A 19,599-nucleotide genomic window follows, 5' to 3' on the forward strand; every position below is an offset into this window, starting at 1 on the left:
GTGAGCTTATTATTTTCTGCCCTTACGACGGATGATAAGCTTGTTTGAACGTGCTTTGGTAGAACGAGTCTTCTTACCAATAGTCTTCTTACCCCATGGTGATAATGGTGATGGACGACCGATTGGTGCTTTACCTTCACCACCACCATGAGGGTGATCGTTAGGGTTCATAACAGAACCACGAGATTGTGGTCGTTTGCCGACCCAACGGTTACGTCCTGCTTTACCAATGTTGATCAATTCGTGTTCTTCGTTACCAACAGTACCAATAGTGGCACGGTTAACAGCTAAGACCATTCGAACTTCACCAGAAACCAAACGAACCATGGCGTACTTGCCTTCTTTACCAAGCAATTGTGCACCGGCACCAGCAGAACGAACTAATTGACCACCCTTACCAGGCTTCAATTCGATGTTATGAATAGTGGTACCAACTGGAATGTTTTGTAATGGTAATGCATTACCAACCTTGATATCTGCTTCTGGACCAGATTGTACTTGATCGCCAACCTTAAGGCCTTTTGGTGCTAAGATATAAGATTTAGTTCCGTCAGTATAAACTAACAATGCAATGTTGGCAGTACGGTTAGGATCGTATTCGATAGCCTTAACTGTAGCTGTAACGTTGTCTTTTGTACGTTTAAAATCGATGATACGATATTGAGTCTTGTTACCGCCGCCACGATGACGAACCGTTTTGTGACCGTAGTTGTTACGACCAGCGGTGTGACTCTTTGATTCTAGCAATGACTTTTCAGGCTTTGACTTCGTGATAACTTGACTGTAGTCAAGGCTAGTCATATTACGCCGACCATTACTGGTTGGTTTGTATACTTTAATCGCCACGTTGATTCCCTCCTATATTATTATTTGTTATTCTTCGCCGAATAACTTAATTTCTTCTGAATCTGCTGATAAAGTGACAATAGCCTTACGACGCTTCTTAGTGTAGCCTTCGTAACGACCTTGACGCTTTAGCTTACCCTTAACGTTCATGATGTTAACTTGAACAACTTTAACGTTGAAGATTTCTTCAACAGCTTTTTTAACCTGAGTCTTCGTAGCGCGTACGTCTACGTCGAATGTATAACGCTTGTCATCCAGCAAAGCAGTAGATGCTTCTGTAATGACAGGCCGTAAAATAATATCACGTGCTTCCATTATGCGAGCACCTCCTCGATTTGAGAAAGAGCAGCTTGAGTTAACACAAGTTTGTCATTACTGATGACATCCAATACGTTAATTCCCTTGGCGTCGATAACCTTGACGTTTGCCAAGTTACGAGCGGCCTTTTCTGCATTCTTATTGTCTTCCTCAAGAACCACTAAAGTCTTTGTTGAAACGTTTAAACTAGATAATGATTGCGCAAATTCCTTAGTCTTTGGTTGATCAAAGTTAAATGCATCAACAACAACCAATGAACCGTCAGCAACCTTCTGTGAAAGAACTGACTTCAATGCCAAACGCGTAACCTTCTTTGGAAGATGGTAAGCGTATGAACGAGGTGTTGGGCCAAAGACAGTTCCACCGCCAACCCATTGTGGTGAACGGGTAGAACCTTGACGAGCACGGCCAGTACCCTTTTGACGCCATGGCTTCTTACCACCACCACGAACTGCACTACGGTTCTTAACCGCATGAGTTCCTTGGCGTTGTGAAGCACGTTGCATCAAAACAGTATCAAACACGACGTTTTCGTTTGGTTCGATGCCGAAGATAGCATCGTTTAAAGTAACGTCACCATTTTGGCTACCGTCTTGCTTAAATAATGTAACACTAGTCATTTACGTTTCCTCCTTTCTTATTTCTTAGGTGCGCGAACGGCACTCTTGATTTCAATGAATGATTTGTTTGCGCCGGGTACGTTACCCTTGATTAACAACACATTGTTGTCAACGTCTGCACGAACAACCTTTAAGTTCTGGATAGTCCGAGTGTTATTACCCATCCGGCCAGGTAATTTCATACCCTTGAAGACACGGTTGATAATAGAACCCAGAGAACCTGGACGACGGTGATAACGAGACCCATGGGTTTCAGGTCCACGTGATTGACCATCCTTGTGAACGTTACCTTGGTAACCATGACCCTTTGTTGTACCGGTGACATCAACGTATTCACCAGCATCAAAGATGTCTGCCTTAACTTCATCTGCTACCTTGTAATCTCCTAGCTCAACATCTCTGATTTCATGAATGAAGCGCTTAGGAGTCGTGTTTGCTTTTGCTACATGACCTTTTTCGGGCTTGTTGCTCAATACATCGCGCTTGTCATCGTAGCCTAATTGGATCGCATCGTAACCATCGTTTTCAACTGTCTTAACTTGTAATACAACGTTAGGAGTAGTTTCAACAACAGTGACTGGGATCAATTCGCCATTATCAGTGAAGACTTGCGTCATCCCTACTTTTTTGCCTAAGATTCCTTTTCTGGTCATGAGTACACCTCCGATATAATGTAATTTTTAGTTCTGAAACTGAATTATAATTTGATTTCGATATCCACACCTGAAGGCAAGTCTAACTTCATTAATGAGTCGACCGTCTTTGGTGTTGGGTTAACAATATCGATTAACCGTTTGTGAGTACGCATTTCGAATTGTTCACGCGACTTCTTAAACTTATGTGGTGAACGAAGCACCGTGTAAACTGTCCGGTCTGTTGGTAATGGAATAGGACCAGAAATTTCAGCACCTGTACGCTTTGCAGTTTCAACAATCTTTTCTGCAGATTGGTCCAGAATGCGGTGCTCGTAAGCCTTCAAACGGATACGAATTTTTTGTTTTGCCATTGGATTCCCTCCTTACGTCTATTTTAAAAATAAGACTAACTCCGTGAAAATTACCGTCACACCCCGTGGCAAAGCGGCCGGGTGTGCCGCAACCTTTCACATCATCGCTTTGCTATGCTGATTTCAGGGCAGGGTTATGCCCCGAAATACAGCACCTATATATAATACTAAATAAATAGCGGTTTGACAAGGATTATTGAGATGTTTTTGAAATTGATGCCATTGGCGCACAAAATATTTTTATGATTTTACATAAACTCGCCAAAAAAGTTTTCTTCTATTGTATATGTATAAAAAAAGACGCTGCAACATGCAACGTCTTTTCTTGAAGAATTAATCTTCGGCAGGAGTGCCGCCATTCTTCTTGATGATTTCTGCTTGAATTGACTTTGGTACAGCTTCGTAGTGATCAAAGGTCATTGTGAAAGTACCACGACCTTGTGATGCTGAACGAAGAGTAGTTGCGTAACCGAACATTTCAGCCAGTGGGACGTACGCATGAATCATTTGTGCATTACCACGTGCTTCCATACCGTCCACACGACCACGACGTGCAGTAACTTGGCCCATGATGTCACCCATGTATTCTTCAGGGACAACAATATCAACCTTCATGATTGGTTCCAAGATAACTGGCGCTGCAGTCTTAGATGCGTTACGTAAAGCCATTGAAGCGGCAACCTTAAAGGCAGCTTCACTAGAATCGACTTCATGGTAACTACCATCGTATAACTTAGCTTTCAAGTCAATCAATGGGTAACCGGCAAGAACACCGTTTTGCATTGATTCCTTGATACCTTGTTCAACTGATGGGATGTATTCACGAGGAACAACACCACCAACAATGGCATCTTCGAATTCGAATCCTTTACCCTCTTCATTAGGGGTAAATTCAACCCAAACATCACCATATTGACCTTTACCACCAGATTGACGAACAAACTTACCTTGAGCAGAGGTTTGTTTAGTGAAGGCTTCACGATAAGAAACTTGAGGTGCACCAACAGTTGCTTCAACCTTGAATTCACGCTTCATACGGTCGATGATGATGTCCAAGTGAAGCTCACCCATACCAGCAATCAAAGTTTCACCAGTTTCAGGGTTAGTTTCAGCCTTGAATGTAGGATCTTCTTCAGAAAGCTTTTGTAAGGCATTGTTCATCTTGTCTTGGTCAGCCTTTGTCTTAGGTTCAACGGCAACCTGAATAACTGGGTCAGGGAATTCCATTGATTCCAAGTGCAATGGGTGATCAACGTCAGTTAAAGAGTCACCAGTAGTGGTGTTCTTCAAACCAATGGCAGCGGCGATATCACCAGAGAAGACTTCTGGGATTTCTTGACGGTGATTCGAGTGCATTTGCAGCAAACGCCCAACACGTTCACGCTTGTCCTTGGTAGCGTTCAGAACATATGAACCAGATTCCAAAGTACCTTGGTAAACCCGGATAAATGTCAAACGACCAACGAATGGATCAGTAGCAATCTTAAATGCTAAGGCGGCGAAACTAGCGTCGTCGTTAGCCTTTAATTCAACTTGTTCACCGGTATCAGGGTTAGTAGCCTTGTAAGGCTTAACGTCCAATGGTGATGGCAAGTAATCTACTGTTGCATCCATTAACATTTGAACACCCTTGTTCTTGAATGCTGAACCAGCAAGTACTGGGAACAATTCAAGGTTCAAGGTTGCTTTACGGATAGCAGCTTTTAATTCGGCAACAGGAATATCAACACCGTCAAGGTATTTTTCCATAATGTCGTCATCAACGTCGGCGATTTCTTCAATCATAGTGTCACGACGTTTTTGAGCTTCTTCCTTGTATTCGTCAGGAATATCAACAGTATCCCATTCTGAACCAAGTTCGTCTTCGTCATAGATATCGGCCTTCATGTCAAGCAAGTCGATAACACCTTGGAACTGATCCTCAGCACCAATTGGCATTTGGACAGCTAAGGCGTTAGCTTGAAGACGGTCTTTGATGGTTTGTACTGAAAAGTCAAAGTCAGCACCGATTTTATCCATCTTGTTAACGAACACAATACGGGGAACATCATAGTCGGAAGCTTGACGCCAAACAGTTTCAGTTTGGGGTTCTACACCGGCTTGGGCATCCAAGACCGCAATCGCACCATCAAGCACACGCAATGAACGTTCAACTTCAACAGTGAAGTCCACGTGACCTGGGGTATCGATAATGTTGATCCGGTGACCCTTCCATTCAGCTGTAGTAGCTGCGGAAGTGATCGTGATACCACGTTCTTGTTCTTGTTCCATCCAGTCCATTTGTGAAGCACCATCATGGGTTTCACCAATCTTATGGATTTTACCAGTATAATACAGGATCCGTTCAGTGGTGGTAGTCTTACCAGCATCGATATGAGCCATGATCCCGATGTTACGGGTCTTTTCTAGTGGAAAAGCTCGTGTATTAGCCATGTTAAATCTGTAACTCCTCTCAAGATTGTTCACATTTATAAAAAGGATGGCTAAATTAAAAAATTAATCATAGCCATCCCAACAATTTTCACTATCAACATTTAGCTAGCTTGCGCGTAGCCCACCATAGTGGTGCTGACAGCAAACCATTTGCAAATTACCAACGGTAGTGAGCAAATGCACGGTTGGCATCGGCCATCTTATGCGTATCTTCACGCTTCTTAACAGATGCACCAGTGTTGTTAGCAGCATCCATAATTTCGCGAGCTAACCGTTCAGTCATCGTGTGTTCGCCACGAGAACGAGAATAGTTAACGATCCAACGAAGACCTAATGTTGACCGACGTTCTGGACGAACTTCGATCGGAACTTGGTAGTTAGAACCACCAACACGGCGAGCCTTAACTTCCAAGACCGGCATAACATTCTTCATAGCTTCGTCGAATACTTCAACGGGGTCGTTGTTAGTTTCTTTCTTAATTAAATCAAATGCACCATACAAAATTTGTGATGCAGTGCCTCGCTTACCATCTAACATCAAGTGGTTAATCAGACGAGTAACCATCTTTGAGTTGTAGATTGGATCAGGAAGGACTTCACGTTTTTGAACGTTTCCTTTTCTTGGCATTACTTATATCCTCCTTGTTGGAACTTAGTGTTTAGGTTTTTATTCCTTAGGCTTCTTAGTACCGTATTTAGAACGTGATTGACGACGATCTTCAACACCGGCAGTATCCAAAGCACCACGGATGACGTGATAACGTACACCAGGTAAATCCTTAACACGGCCACCACGAATTAAAACAACACTATGTTCCTGAAGGTTATGACCGATACCAGGAATGTATGCTGTCACTTCGATTAAGTTAGACAAACGAACACGAGCGTACTTCCGCAAAGCTGAGTTAGGCTTCTTTGGAGTCATTGTACCAACACGTGTTGCAACGCCACGCTTTTGTGGTGCTGGGTTGTTCACTTGCTTCTTCTTGAAACTGTTATACCCGTAGTTTAAAGCTGGGGCATTTGATTTAGAACTTCTAGATTTACGACCTTTACGAACCAATTGGTTGATTGTAGGCATCTAAGAGTCCTCCTTCCTTAGTCTAGTTATTTTAAGTCCACACATCCAGGTGATTCATTTTTGGGCAAAAATAAAAGCGGATGTTGATCCTTTATCGTGCCATGTTTTCCGTCAGCATGTCTGCAAAGCAGAAACCGGTCTACAAAAAGCACCTTTAAAAGAATACCACGCTTCGTCGTTTAATGTCAACGCAAAGTATAAAACATCCGTAAAAACTAGCTTGATTCTCTAAAAATATTACCACTGCAAAATTCGTAATTAATTTTGAGGTGATCATATGTTACTGATTCAATTGATAATTGGGTTGATTATTGGTTCGTTCCTGTTTGCTTCTTATTCTAGGCTGCAACTTGGTGGCAGTATTTTTTATCCAGCTCGCTCACGGTGCGACAGTTGTTCCGAAACTATTTCCTGGTTTGATTTAGTCCCAGTTGTTTCATATCTAGTTCTACGTGGTCGTTGCCGGTGGTGCGGCTTCAAAATTTCAAAAGAGACATTATACTCTGAAATCTATTTCGGCTGTTTACTGGTTAGTTGGCAACCAACCCTCCTGCGATTCTGTTACGTCGTCATTGGTGGTTTACTTTTCTTCATGGCACTAAATGACAGCCGTCACTTTGAATTTCCAGCGTGGCATGGTTACCTCTTAATGCTTTTCGCTGTCACAGTATACGCCCTTTTCAAACCACACCATGCAATTATTTTTATCATAATTGTTGGATGGATTGTGCCACAAATTTGGCAGCCACATTTTGCTTGGATCGGCAATGGTGACCTGGATGTCTTTTTATGTTTACTGATTCTGTTTGGTCCGATACCATTCGCCTGGTTACTTCTATTAAGTAGCGTCCTGGCGCTGATTGGCAGTAAAGTACTTAAACTGTGTCGACTACCTTTTGTACCTTTCATTGCCGCAGGATACCTGGTAGTTCTCTTCTTTATCTGATGACAAAATACCGAATCAGTTAGATTTGAACTCTCTGACACAAAAAGTCCCATTCCGATAATAACGGAATGGGACTTTTTGAAACCGACCAAATTACTTAGCTTCTTCTTCCTTCATCCGGCGTTCTAACTCATTAATTGAGTAGACACCGTCAGTTGAAGATCCGCCGACTTCCTTTGGCTTGATCTTACGGTAATCAGGCATCCCAGTACCAGCTGGAATGATCTTACCAATAATAACGTTCTCTTTAAGTCCGACCAATGGATCGTTCTTACCGCGGATAGCAGCATCAGTCAATACTCGAGTCGTTTCCTGGAATGACGCAGCTGACAAGAAACTGTTCGTTTCAAGGGCAGCCTTAGTAATACCAAGGATAACTGGACGAGCAGTAGCTGGTGTGCCACCGGCAACTAACGTCTTGTAGTTATGATCACGGAAATCATCGATATCCATCAGGGTACCAGGCAAGACATCAGTGTCACCTGGATCCATGATACGAACCTTACGAAGCATCTGACGAACCATGATCTCAACGTGCTTGTCTAAGACAGCCACACCTTGCATCCGGTAAGTCTTTTGAACTTCACTCAGCAAATAGTTTTCAGTGGAAAGCACGTCGCGGACACGAATCAGTTCCTTAGGATCAACTGACCCTTCGTTCAGAGCTGCACCACGGTGAATGAAGTCGCCTTCAGACACCTTCAGTTGAGCCGTAATTGGAAGTGTGTAACTTCTTGTATCGGCTTCACCTTTAATGGTAATTTCCTTAGTCCGTTCTGCTGGGTTTTCTTCGATGGATTCAACTGTACCAGTAACTTCTGTAATCTCAGCTTTACCTTTAGGGTTCCGAGATTCAAAGATTTCTTGAACACGAGGAAGCCCTTGGGTAATATCTTCGTTTCCGGCAACACCACCGGTATGGAAGTTACGCATAGTTAATTGAGTACCAGGTTCACCGATAGATTGAGCGGCAACAGTACCAACTGCTTCACCAACTTCAACTTGGTCACCAGTAGCCATGTTACGGCCGTAGCAACGTTCGCAAACCCCATGAGAGGTGTTGCAAGTGAAGACGGAACGAATAGTAACTGTTTCGATGCCGGCATCAATGATCCGTTGAGCAATGGTTTCATCAATCATCTTGTTGGCGCCGATGATGATTTCACCAGTCTTAGGATCATTAACGGTCTTCATGGTGTAACGGCCAAGAATCCGGTCGTATAGTGGTTCAATCATTTCGTTACCATTCTTGATAGCGCTGATTGTCAAACCACGATCAGTTCCACAGTCCTCTTCACGAACGATAACGTCTTGAGCAACATCAACCAAACGACGGGTCAAGTAACCTGAGTTGGCAGTCTTCAAGGCAGTATCGGTCATCCCTTTACGGGCACCATGGGTAGAAATAAACATTTCCAAAACAGAGAGGCCTTCACGGAAGTTTGCGGTAATAGGCAATTCCATGATTTCACCGTTAGGAGCGGCCATCAAGCCACGCATCCCGGCAAGTTGCGTAAAGTTAGAAATGTTACCACGAGCACCAGAATCACTCATCATGAAGATTGGGTTTTGAGGATCGAAGTTATGGATCAGCTTATCTTGTAAGCTATCCTTAGCATCGTTCCAAACACCAATAACCCGTTCGTAACGTTCGTGGTCGGTAATCAAACCACGACGGAACTGTTTGGTGATCGTTGCCACTTGTTTGTGGGCGTCTTCAATGATTTGAGGCTTATCAGGAACTTCAGTCACGTCAACGATTCCGACAGTCAAGCCAGATTGAGTTGATTCGTCGTAACCTAAGTCCTTCATCCGGTCAAGCAGCAGTGACGTTTCAGTCACCTTATACTGCTTGTAAACTTCAGCAATAATGTCACTCAGGAAACCTTTATTGAATGGCTTAACCACTTCAGCATCCTTCAGATAATCATGAATATCTTCACCCTTATCCAAGAAGTACTGATCTGGTACGTAACCGTTCAAGTTGGTATCCGTTGGTTCATTCAAGTATGGGAATGATTGTGGCAAAATACCGTTGAAAATTAACTTCCCAACACTGGTAACCAGAATCTTACCCTTTTGTTCGTCAGTAAATGGCTTACCCTTCAAAGATGAAGTTTGAATACCAACACGTGAGTGCCAGTGAACTAACCCGTTACGGTATGCAAGTACCGCTTCGTCAGTATCTTTAAAGATCATGCCTTCGCCTTCACGACCGGCTTCTTCCAAAGTCAAGTAGTAGTTACCGATAACCATATCTTGAGAAGGCGTAACAACTGGCTTCCCATCCTTAGGTGCAAGAATATGGTGAGCAGCAAGCATCAGCAAACGTGCTTCAGCTTGGGCTTCATCAGATAATGGCACGTGAATAGCCATTTGGTCACCATCAAAATCGGCGTTATAAGCTTCACAGGCCAATGGGTGTAACCGCATTGACTTACCACTTACCAGCACTGGTTCGAAGGCTTGAATACCCAAACGGTGAAGTGTAGGTGCCCGGTTCAGGAGAACTGGGTGTTCTTTGATAACGTCTTCCAGAACACTGTAAACATCTTCATCTTCACGATCAATCTTACGCTTGGCGTTCTTAATGTTGGAAGCTAACCCACGGCTAACTAATTCCTTCATGATGAACGGTTTGAAGAGTTCCATTGCCATTGGCACTGGCAGACCCATTTGGTTCATCCGTAATGAAGGACCCACATCAATAACAGAACGGCCTGAGTAGTCAACACGCTTACCCAGTAAGTTTTGACGGAACCGACCTTGCTTCCCTTTCAGCATGTGTGAAAGAGACTTCAATGGACGGTTACCAGGACCAGCAACTGGACGTCCACGACGACCGTTATCGATCAAAGCATCAACGGCTTCTTGAAGCATCCGCTTTTCGTTTTGAACGATGATACCAGGTGCATGAAGGTCTAACAAACGCTTGAGACGGTTGTTACGGTTGATAACTCGACGGTACAAATCGTTCAAATCAGAAGTGGCAAAACGGCCACCTTCCAATTGAACCATTGGCCGTAAGTCAGGTGGAATTACTGGAATAGTATCCATGACCATCCACTCCGGCTTGTTACCAGATGTAACGAAGGCTTCCAAAATGTCCAAACGACGAACGGCACGCGTCCGCTTTTGACCAGTAGCTTCCTTCAAAGCTTCCTTTAATTCAGCCACTTCTTTAGTTAAATCAACATCGCGGAGTAATTTCTTAATGGCTTCAGCACCCATTTCGGCAGTGAATCCATTACCATACTCAGCTTTCTTATCACGGTATTCACGTTCAGAAAGCAATTGCTTCTTTTCAAGTGGTGTGTTGCCTGGTTCAAGCACAACGTATGAAGCAAAGTAAATGACTTCTTCAAGTGAGCGTGGGCTCATGTCCAGTACAAGACCCATCCGGCTTGGGATACCCTTGAAGTACCAGATGTGAGTCACTGGAGCAGCTAATTCAATATGTCCCATACGTTCACGACGAACCTTAGAACGGGTAACTTCAACACCACAACGGTCACAAACAACACCCTTGTAACGAATCCGCTTGTACTTACCACAAGCACATTCCCAATCTTTGGTTGGGCCAAAGATACGTTCATCGAATAGTCCGTCTTTTTCTGGCTTTAGAGTTCGGTAGTTGATGGTTTCTGGCTTCTTAACTTCGCCATATGACCAGCTCCGAATCTTGTCAGGCGATGCAAGTCCAATTTGCATGCTTTCGAACTTATTGACATCGACCAATGGATCGACCTCCCTTTAATTAATCCTTAGCGTTAGTGTCAGCTTCATCTTTGTTAGCAGTCTGAGCTTCTTTAGCCTCAGTTGCCTTCTTTTGTTCTTCTTGTTGCTGTGCGTACTTGCTCAAAGCGTCAACGTTCACAACGTCGTCATCTTCGTCATCCATATCGCGCAGTTCAATTTCTTTGTCATCAGAGCCTAAAACTTTCATGTCCAGACCCAGTGATTGTAATTCCTTAACCAACACACGGAAGGATTCAGGAACACCTGGCTTAGGAATTGGTTCGCCCTTAACAATGGCTTCGTAAGTCTTTACACGACCAACAACGTCATCTGACTTGTAAGTCAAGATTTCTTGCAGTGTGTAAGCAGCACCATAAGCTTCGAGTGCCCAAACTTCCATTTCACCAAACCGTTGGCCACCGAATTGTGCTTTCCCACCAAGGGGTTGTTGGGTAACTAATGAGTAAGGTCCGATTGAACGAGCATGAATCTTATCGTCAACCATGTGGGCCAGTTTCATGTAGTGCATAACCCCAACGGCAATTCGTTTGTCAAATGGTTCACCGGTACGACCATCATAAACAACTGACTTAGCGTCATCAGCCATACCAGCTTCCTTAACAGCGTCCCAGATATCTTCATCACGGGCACCATCAAAGACAGGCGTTGAAATGTGAATGCCAAGGTTACGAGCAGCCATCCCTAAATGCAATTCGAGCACTTGCCCGATGTTCATACGAGAAGGCACACCCATTGGACTCAGCATGATATCGATTGGGGTACCATCTGGCATATACGGCATATCTTCTTGAGGGATAACAACGGAAACAGTACCCTTGTTACCATGACGACCGGACATCTTGTCACCAACCTGCAGCTTACGCTTTTGGGCGATGTAGACACGAACCATCATGTTAACGCCTGGAGATAATTCATCACCGTTTTCACGAGTGAAGATCCGAACGTTTTGAATGATACCGCCGCCACCATGAGGTACCTTAAGTGAAGTATCACGAACTTCACGGGCCTTTTCACCAAAGATTGCGTGGAGCAAGCGTTCCTCAGCTGATAATTCAGTCACACCTTTAGGGGTAACCTTACCAACTAAGATGTCACCATCATGAACTTCAGCACCAATCCGGATAATTCCTTCTTCGTCAAGGTTTTTAAGTGCATCTTCCCCAACGTTAGGAATTTCACGGGTGATTTCTTCAGGTCCAAGCTTCGTATCACGTGCTTCTGATTCATACTCTTCAATATGAATTGAAGTGTACACATCTTCAGTCACTAACCGTTCGCTGATCGCGATGGCATCTTCGAAGTTGTAACCTTGCCAAGTCATGAAGGCAACTAATGGGTTTTGGCCTAATGCCAATTCGCCATCTTCCATTGATGGTCCGTCAGCCAATACTTCGTCTGGGTCAACTTTGTCGCCGACTTTAACGATTGGACGTTGGTTGTAGTTCTTACCACCGTTAGAACGTTGGAACTTCATTAACTTGTAAGAGTCTAATGCACCGTCTTCGCGACGAACACGAATTTCACGGGCATCAACGTATTCAACTGTCCCTGGTTGTTTGCAAAGTAAGGCAACACCGGAATCATGGGCAGCTTTATATTCGATACCAGTACCGATCAATGGGGCGTGAGGATCAAGCAAAGGAACGGCCTGACGCATCATGTTGGCACCCATCAACGCACGGTTAGAGTCATCGTTTTCCAAGAAAGGAATGCAGGCCGTAGCGACCGACACAACTTGCTTAGGCGAAACGTCCATGTAATCGACGTTATTGATACTGGTTTCAATGTTTTCTGATTTTGCACGGGCCATAACCACATCGTTAACGAATGAACCGTCATCCTTCAATGGTGAGTTAGCTTGTGCAACAACGTAATTATCTTCTTCATCGGCAGTCAGGTAATCGATCTTGTCGGTAACCTTGTGAGTTGTCCATGAAACACGACGGTATGGTGTTTCGATAAAGCCATACTTGTTGATCCGTGCATAACTGGAAAGACTGTTGATCAAACCAATGTTAGGACCTTCAGGCGTTTCAATTGGGCACATCCGACCATAATGAGTATAGTGAACGTCACGAACTTCATAACCGGCACGATCACGAGTCAAACCACCAGGTCCAAGGGCTGAAAGACGACGCTTATGCGTTAATTCACCCAGTGGATTGGTTTGGTCCATGAATTGAGACAGTTGTGATGAACCGAAGAATTCTTTAATCGATGCGACAACTGGCCGAATGTTGATCAATTGCTGTGGTGTAACAGTGGAAGCATCCTGGATTGACATCCGTTCGCGAACCACCCGTTCCATCCGTGATAAACCAATTCGGAATTGGTTCTGCAGCAATTCACCCACAGAACGAATACGACGGTTACCCAAGTGATCAATATCATCGGTGTCGCCAATGCCTTCTTGAAGATCAAAGAAGTAGTTAACGGCAGCTAAAATATCAGCTGGCTTAATGTGTTTCCACTTCAAATCAATGTGACCATTACCAATCACTGGAATTGCCCGCTCTGGATCATCTGGGGATTGCACCATGATGGTCTGGAGGATAACTGGCTCAGTGACAACCGCTTCGTCTGAAGGCGTGTAAGTTACCGTCTTAAAGTCGTCGCGGTCAAGGTATGGTGTTAAGGTCTTCAAACGATCCTTGTCAATGACGTCGCCTTTTGAAGCCAAAACTTCACCAGTATCTGGATCAGCTAAGGTTTCAGCCAAAGTCAAACCAAGTAACCGGTTCTTTAAGACCAGCTTCTTGTTTGTCTTGTAACGGCCAACGGGAGCCATATCGTAACGCTTTGGATCAAAGAAACGAGCGGTCAACAGACTCCGTGAAGAATCAGCAGTCTTAGGTTCACCTGGACGTAGACGTTCATAGATGTCCTTTAAGGCTTCTTCAACACGAGAATCGTCGCTGTTTTTGTGAACATCCTTTTCCAAGGTTGACATTAAGCTGTCGTTATCACCATACATCTTGATGATTTCGTCATCTGAACCGAAGCCTAAAGCCCGAACTAATTCGGTCATTGGAATCTTACGAGTCCGGTCGATCCGAACGTAAGATAAGCCCTTAGCATCGGTTTCAAATTCCAGCCATGCACCCCGGTTAGGAATGACAGTGGCACCGTAAATCGTACGGCCGTTCTTGTCAGTATCTTTATTGTAATAAACACCAGGGGAACGAACTAATTGAGAAACGATAACCCGTTCAGCACCGTTAATAATAAACGTCCCTTGTTCAGTCATTAGTGGAAAATCGCCGAAGAAAACATCTTGGGATTTAATTTCACCAGTCTCATGATTGGTTAACCGTAAAGTGACGTGTAATGGTGCCGAGAAGTTGGCATCGTGCTCTCTTGCTTCATCAACGGTATATTTTGGTTCCAGTAACTGGTAATCAACGAACTCTAATGAAAGATTTCCCTGGAAGTCTTCGATGGGCATAATGTCATCGAACATATCCTTCAGGCCTTCATCTAGAAACCATTGGTACGAATTCTTTTGGATCTCAATCAAGTTAGGAAGATCCAAAACTTCCTTAATCCGTGCGTAGCTTCGTCGGGTCCGGTGCTTGCCATATTTAACCAAGTGTCCTGCCAAGTTGTTCACCTCTCCATTTTATTCAGCGAACTGACCCAAATATTACAGTTTGATTACATTTTCAATGAAAACGCATTCCCACCGGTTTTTTGGCAAAAAAAATCCAAAAATAAGAAATCAATTCTTACTTTTGGTTTTTATGAGAGCCGCTACGGACAATATATCGCAACGACTCATTTCAGTTCACAGTTACATACTGCAAGTAGTATACCTGCTACTGACTAAGTTGTCAAACGATTATGACTTGTCAGAAACCAAGCCGTGTAAAATTAAATCTAGCAGAAGCCGAATATGTTCCCTTTGAGTCAGACTGACACCGCCAATTTGATGAAACCGACTAAATAGTGGACTTAGACTCGTGATGTAGAACTCAGCAGCTTGCTTCGGTTGAATATTTTGTCTCAACTGCACGTCTTCACTCTCAAAGTAGTTTTCAATCGGGGTGACATAGTCCGTTTGAAAAATCATTCCCAGTTGACCCATATTTTCTCGCTTCAGGTCAGCAAAGCTAGAATGAATCACCGTAAAAATATCTCGCGGATGCTTATCAGTCAGCACTTGAGTGATCCTGACCAATCGCTCTTCGGGAAGGATGGCAGTCCCCTTTTGATTAATGGCATCGATTGCATCCTTGATTTCACCGCCAACAGTTTGAATAACCTGCAAGTAAATGACTTCTTTATCGGCAAAGTGGTGATACAGAGCAGGCTGTGTGATACCAACTGCTTTTGCGATATCACGAGTGGATGTTCCCTGATAACCGCGGGACAAAAACAGCGTACGGGCCGCGTCTAAAATTGCTTTATGCGTCTTTTCTAATTGCGCTTCTCGTTTCAAATCAACTACTACCCCTTCTAGTTTACCGTGTCTAATCTGATTACCAGTTTACCACGAAACTTTATTTTACGGTAATCAGACTCATTCAGAATTAAAATAAAAGCAGCCTGACCAGCCACCTAGTGGTGACCGCTCAAACTGCTTAATTGCGTTTTAAATGGCTTACTTGCTACCAACAGTTTCGTTAGTCTTAACTTCAGCCTTCTCTGGTTGTTTAACGTTTACCGTGATCTTACCGCGGGTCGCACCCAAGGTGACCATGTTACCAGCCTTAATATCACCTGATAACATTGCTTCGCTTAAGCGATCTTCAACCTTGGTTTGCAGTGCTCGCCGAATTGGCCGAGCACCATATTCAGGGTCAAATCCAGCATCAGCAATCACGTCAATGGCAGCTGGTGTCACCTTGATGTTAATCCCTTGAGCCTTCACCCGGTCAACGACCGTCTTAGCCATCAACTTAACGATTTGGTGAAGTTCCTTCTTTTGAAGGCTGTGGAAAATGACAACTTCATCAATTCGGTTCAAGAATTCTGGCCGGAAGCTCTGTTTCAAGGTTTCACGGATGGTGTCAGCCATTGCCGTGTAATCACCAGACTTATCTTCAGCACCGAAGCCAACGGTCTTTTCATCCCGTAATCTGGTAGCACCCAAGTTGGAAGTCATGATGAGAATCGTGTTCCGGAAATCAACCTTGCGTCCCTTTGAATCCGTCAAGTAACCATCATCAAGGACTTGCAATAACAGGTTGAAGACATCTGGATGAGCCTTTTCAACTTCGTCAAACAGCACAACTGAATACGGTTTCTGACGAACTTTTTCGGTTAATTGGCCACCTTCATCGTAACCGACGTAACCTGGTGCAGAGCCAATCAGACGACTGGTTGAGTACTTCTCCATGTATTCACTCATGTCAACCCGGATCATGTTGTCTTCAGAACCAAACATTGCTTCAGCCAACGCCTTAGCAAGTTCAGTCTTACCAACACCAGTAGGTCCCAAGAACATAAACGAACCAATTGGTCTGTTTGGATCCTTCAATCCGGAACGCGCCCGTCGAATGGCTCGAGAAACTGCGGAAACAGCTTCTTCTTGACCAACCACCCGTTTGTGGAGAATGCCTTCCAGGTTAACTAACCGTTCTTGTTCCGTCCGGTTAAGTTGAGTTGTTGGCACCCCAGTCCATTCTGAAACAACTTCGGCGACATCTTCGCCAGTCACGTTCAGCGAGTACTTTTCACCGGATTCAGCTTGTTTTTCAGCCTTCTTGTCCAGCTTATCTTTCAAAGCAATCTCCTGCTCACGAATCTTGGCAGCCTCTTCAAAGCGCTGGTCAAGGATGGCAGCTTCACGTTGATCAGACAAATCTGATAATTTAGCTTCCTGCTTCGTCTGGTTGTTAGGCTTGTCCATCTGACTGATTCGAACTTTGGCGGCCGCCTCATCCATCAGATCAATAGCCTTATCTGGCAAGTAACGGTCCGTGATGTAACGAGTTGAAAGCTTAACCGCTTGTTCCAAAGCATCATCGCTAATATTAGCGTGGTGATGTTCCTCATAACGAGGACGTAAGCCCTTCAAGATTTCAACAGTCTCTTCTTCAGTTGGTTCATCCACTTGAACCGTAGCAAACCGCCGTTCAAGAGCTGCGTCTGATTCGATGTACTTCTGGTACTCGTCAAGTGTCGTGGCACCAATCGTTTGGAGCTCACCACGAGCTAATGCTGGCTTCAAGATGTTTGAGGCATCAATGGCGCCTTCAGCACCACCAGCACCGATCAAGGTATGCAATTCATCGATGAAGAGAATAACCTCACCATCGTTATAAATTTCTTCGATGACCTTCTTCAGACGGTCCTCGAATTCACCACGATACTTGGTACCGGCAACTAAAGAACCCATATCCAAAGCCATCAAACGCTTGTTTTGCATATCTTCGGGAACGTCGCCCTTAACGATTCGTTGGGCTAAACCTTCCGCAATGGCTGTTTTACCAACACCGGGTTCACCAATCAAAACTGGGTTGTTCTTTGTCCGACGACTCAAAATTTGAATCACCCGACGAACTTCATTATTCCGGCCAACCGTTGGGTCCATCCGGTCGTCACGTGCCAACTGAGTTAAATCACGGGCCAATGAATCCAATGTTGGTGTGCCGCCCTGTTGCTTACGACCACGTTGATTGCGTCGCTTGTCTTGCGTTTCAGTCACACCCAACTTACGCAAAATAACTTTGCGAGCTTGGGCGAGATCAATATTTAAATTCATCAAAATTCGTGAGGAAAGAATTGTTTCATCACTGAGTAAGGCGAGCAAAATATGCTCAGTGCCAATCTTAGTAGCACCAATCCGCTTAGCTTCTTCACCAGCAACAGACAACATGTCCTTTGCCTTTGGTGAATATGGCAGGTAAGTATCCTTATCAACGTTGTTTAAAGTGCCATAACCAGTAAAACGTTCGATTTCTTCACGGACGTCATCTTCACTAATGGAGAATTGTTGCAACACCTTGTTTGCAATCCCATTCTTTTCAATTGTGAGTGCTAAAAGTAAGTGCTCTGTGCCAACAGCTTGGTGCTTGAAGTACTTCGCCTGCTCTTGGGCTAATGCCAAGACGCTCTTTGCACTGGGGGTAAATAGATTATCCATATCAATTCCTCACTTTCTTAGCTCTCATAGCGTAGGTGTTTCAAAATACTAACTAAAATACGCGCCCTCAAGCCGTTCTCTTCTACACGGTTTTCCATCTGCAGGGTGTCCTTACTGATAATGGTTAAAATAATGTTGGCTTCTCTGCGGCCAATCACACCACTTTCATAAAGTCCCTGAACAACGGCATAACCATCACGTTGTCCAATCGAATCACCAATGGTTTCAATTAAAGAATCTAAAACATCGGTATCATCTAATAAGTTAACCTTCTCGATTCGAATATAACCGCCACCACCACGCTTACTCTCCACTAAGTAACCGTTGGATAAAGTAAAACGGGTTTTAATCACATAGTTGATTTGTGACGGTACCACATTGAATAAATTCGCAACTTCAGATCGGCGAATCTCCACGTGCTCTGTATCCGACAAAATTTCTTTGAGATATTGTTCGATAATATCGGAAATATTCTGATTTTGCACGCTGCTCCCCTCCATTCACCAACTTAGCAATCATGTTTGACTAATGTTGACTTTCATTATACGAATGTTTGGTGAAAAAGCAAAGGTTTATACTTTAATTTATCGTCCAAAATCTCAAATTCACTCGAATCGAGAAAGTTTCTACCTATAATAAGCAAATTAACCGCAGACAACCAATATTTCTGATTATTAATTGTACATCTCTATTATAAAGCATTCGTCAACAAAACTCCCGATAAAGCTTCAATTCGTATAGGTTGGACTGGAGCTTCCCCGAGGTGATTACAGAAAAATGAACGCACAAAAAAAGGTCATCATCTCTGATAACCTTGAGTCCGCTCGGTCGATAATCGGGAAAACAGGATTTGAACCTGCGACCCCTACGTCCCGAACGTAGTGCTCTACCAAGCTGAGCTACTTCCCGTTTGTTGTCTTAAAACAACAAAAATGCACCCAGTAGGAGTCGAACCTACAACCTTCTGATTCGTAGTCAGACACTCTATCCAGTTGCGCTATGGGTGCAAAATATTATTAAATTGAAAAATGCCGAGGACCGGGATCGAACCGGTACGGTCATCACTGACCGCAGGATTTTAAGTCCTGTGCGTCTGCCAATTCCGCCACCCCGGCAAGAATAAACGCAAAAAGCGGAAGACGGGATTCGAACCCGCGACCCCCACCATGGCAAGGTGATGTTCTACCACTGAACTACTTCCGCACAATGCCGACTAGAGGATTCGAACCTCCGACCTCCTCATTACTAGTGAGATGCTCTGCCAACTGAGCTAAGTCGGCGAAAGTGATAATGCTTATTAAGTTAAATGCGGGTGAAGGGACTCGAACCCCCACGTCGTAAGACACTAGAACCTAAATCTAGCGCGTCTGCCAGTTCCGCCACACCCGCATGGTGATACTGGTTAATGAGCCGTGACAGTCTCGAACTGTCGACCCTCTGATTAAAAGTCAGATGCTCTACCAACTGAGCTAACGGCTCAATGGAGGATACAGGGCTCGAACC

Annotated in this window: 14 protein-coding genes and 7 tRNA genes; 1 reads left to right on the plus strand and 20 read right to left on the minus strand. The window is 44.1% G+C overall.

Going from position 1 to position 19,599, the window contains the following annotated elements; genetic code table 11:
* Window positions 1-9 precede the first annotated feature (9 nt).
* The 8 genes from rplB to rpsL form a co-directional block, all read right to left on the minus strand.
* Window positions 10-846, minus strand: coding sequence for a 50S ribosomal protein L2 (rplB, locus tag HC026_RS10225; RefSeq protein ID WP_168925855.1), 837 nt, complete (start codon window positions 844-846; stop codon window positions 10-12).
* Between the two features lie 27 nt (window positions 847-873).
* The gene (gene rplW, locus HC026_RS10230) at window positions 874-1,161 is read right to left on the minus strand and encodes a 50S ribosomal protein L23 (protein ID WP_168925856.1); all 288 of its coding nucleotides are present in this window, start codon (window positions 1,159-1,161) and stop codon (window positions 874-876) included.
* A complete protein-coding gene (rplD, locus tag HC026_RS10235; RefSeq protein WP_168925857.1) occupies window positions 1,161-1,784 on the minus strand; it encodes a 50S ribosomal protein L4 in 624 nt (207 codons plus the stop codon). Before rplD ends, rplW begins: the two co-directional genes overlap by 1 nt.
* A 17-nt stretch (window positions 1,785-1,801) precedes the next feature.
* The gene (rplC, locus tag HC026_RS10240) at window positions 1,802-2,437 is read right to left on the minus strand and encodes a 50S ribosomal protein L3 (RefSeq protein WP_168925858.1); all 636 of its coding nucleotides are present in this window, start codon (window positions 2,435-2,437) and stop codon (window positions 1,802-1,804) included.
* 44 nt (window positions 2,438-2,481) lie between these two features.
* Window positions 2,482-2,790, minus strand: coding sequence for a 30S ribosomal protein S10 (rpsJ, locus tag HC026_RS10245; RefSeq protein ID WP_089088837.1), 309 nt, complete (start codon window positions 2,788-2,790; stop codon window positions 2,482-2,484).
* 333 nt (window positions 2,791-3,123) lie between these two features.
* Window positions 3,124-5,223, minus strand: a complete 2,100-nt coding sequence (gene fusA / locus HC026_RS10250; RefSeq protein ID WP_168925859.1) for an elongation factor G — start codon at window positions 5,221-5,223, stop codon at window positions 3,124-3,126.
* Window positions 5,224-5,380: 157 nt separating this feature from the next.
* Window positions 5,381-5,851, minus strand: coding sequence for a 30S ribosomal protein S7 (gene rpsG, locus HC026_RS10255; protein WP_054653921.1), 471 nt, complete (start codon window positions 5,849-5,851; stop codon window positions 5,381-5,383).
* Window positions 5,852-5,890: 39 nt separating this feature from the next.
* On the minus strand, window positions 5,891-6,304 hold the full coding sequence (gene rpsL / locus HC026_RS10260; RefSeq protein WP_098823978.1) for a 30S ribosomal protein S12: 414 nt from the start codon (window positions 6,302-6,304) through the stop codon (window positions 5,891-5,893).
* A gap of 277 nt (window positions 6,305-6,581) precedes the next feature.
* Between rpsL and HC026_RS10265 the strand changes: the two genes are divergently transcribed.
* Window positions 6,582-7,250: a prepilin peptidase gene (locus HC026_RS10265; RefSeq protein ID WP_168925860.1), complete on the plus strand. Its 669-nt coding sequence runs from the start codon at window positions 6,582-6,584 to the stop codon at window positions 7,248-7,250.
* 93 nt (window positions 7,251-7,343) lie between these two features.
* Here HC026_RS10265 and rpoC read toward each other — a convergent pair whose 3' ends face one another.
* From rpoC to HC026_RS10325, 12 genes are all read right to left on the minus strand, one after another.
* On the minus strand, window positions 7,344-10,988 hold the full coding sequence (rpoC, locus tag HC026_RS10270; protein WP_168925861.1) for a DNA-directed RNA polymerase subunit beta': 3,645 nt from the start codon (window positions 10,986-10,988) through the stop codon (window positions 7,344-7,346).
* 19 nt (window positions 10,989-11,007) lie between these two features.
* Complete coding sequence (rpoB, locus tag HC026_RS10275) at window positions 11,008-14,619, minus strand: DNA-directed RNA polymerase subunit beta (protein WP_168925862.1); 3,612 nt, start codon at window positions 14,617-14,619, stop codon at window positions 11,008-11,010.
* A gap of 228 nt (window positions 14,620-14,847) precedes the next feature.
* Window positions 14,848-15,447, minus strand: a complete 600-nt coding sequence (locus tag HC026_RS10280; RefSeq protein WP_168925863.1) for a TetR/AcrR family transcriptional regulator — start codon at window positions 15,445-15,447, stop codon at window positions 14,848-14,850.
* A gap of 162 nt (window positions 15,448-15,609) precedes the next feature.
* Window positions 15,610-18,096: an ATP-dependent Clp protease ATP-binding subunit gene (locus tag HC026_RS10285; protein ID WP_168925864.1), complete on the minus strand. Its 2,487-nt coding sequence runs from the start codon at window positions 18,094-18,096 to the stop codon at window positions 15,610-15,612.
* A gap of 17 nt (window positions 18,097-18,113) precedes the next feature.
* Complete coding sequence (locus tag HC026_RS10290; RefSeq protein WP_168925865.1) at window positions 18,114-18,581, minus strand: CtsR family transcriptional regulator; 468 nt, start codon at window positions 18,579-18,581, stop codon at window positions 18,114-18,116.
* Window positions 18,582-18,931: 350 nt separating this feature from the next.
* Window positions 18,932-19,005 (minus strand) — tRNA-Pro (locus tag HC026_RS10295).
* 24 nt (window positions 19,006-19,029) lie between these two features.
* A tRNA-Arg gene (locus tag HC026_RS10300) sits at window positions 19,030-19,103 on the minus strand.
* 22 nt (window positions 19,104-19,125) lie between these two features.
* Window positions 19,126-19,211: transfer RNA gene (locus HC026_RS10305), tRNA-Leu, on the minus strand.
* 16 nt (window positions 19,212-19,227) lie between these two features.
* Window positions 19,228-19,299 (minus strand) — tRNA-Gly (locus tag HC026_RS10310).
* A gap of 4 nt (window positions 19,300-19,303) precedes the next feature.
* Window positions 19,304-19,376, minus strand: a tRNA-Thr gene (locus HC026_RS10315).
* Window positions 19,377-19,403: 27 nt separating this feature from the next.
* A tRNA-Leu gene (locus HC026_RS10320) sits at window positions 19,404-19,485 on the minus strand.
* A gap of 17 nt (window positions 19,486-19,502) precedes the next feature.
* A tRNA-Lys gene (locus HC026_RS10325) sits at window positions 19,503-19,575 on the minus strand.
* Between the last annotated feature and the right edge of the window lie 24 nt (window positions 19,576-19,599).

The sequence above is a fragment of the Secundilactobacillus angelensis genome, assembly GCF_012641075.1.
Lineage (GTDB): Bacteria > Bacillota > Bacilli > Lactobacillales > Lactobacillaceae > Secundilactobacillus > Secundilactobacillus angelensis.

Coding starts and splice junctions, on each gene's coding strand:
- HC026_RS10285 (WP_168925864.1), bottom strand. CDS start 18,096: ATGGATAATCTATTTACCCCCAGTGCAAAGAGCGTCTTGGCATTAGCC.
- rpsJ (WP_089088837.1), bottom strand. CDS start 2,790: ATGGCAAAACAAAAAATTCGTATCCGTTTGAAGGCTTACGAGCACCGC.
- rpsL (WP_098823978.1), bottom strand. CDS start 6,304: ATGCCTACAATCAACCAATTGGTTCGTAAAGGTCGTAAATCTAGAAGT.
- fusA (WP_168925859.1), bottom strand. CDS start 5,223: ATGGCTAATACACGAGCTTTTCCACTAGAAAAGACCCGTAACATCGGG.
- HC026_RS10265 (WP_168925860.1), top strand. CDS start 6,582: ATGTTACTGATTCAATTGATAATTGGGTTGATTATTGGTTCGTTCCTG.
- rplD (WP_168925857.1), bottom strand. CDS start 1,784: ATGACTAGTGTTACATTATTTAAGCAAGACGGTAGCCAAAATGGTGAC.
- rpsG (WP_054653921.1), bottom strand. CDS start 5,851: ATGCCAAGAAAAGGAAACGTTCAAAAACGTGAAGTCCTTCCTGATCCA.
- rplW (WP_168925856.1), bottom strand. CDS start 1,161: ATGGAAGCACGTGATATTATTTTACGGCCTGTCATTACAGAAGCATCT.
- rplC (WP_168925858.1), bottom strand. CDS start 2,437: ATGACCAGAAAAGGAATCTTAGGCAAAAAAGTAGGGATGACGCAAGTC.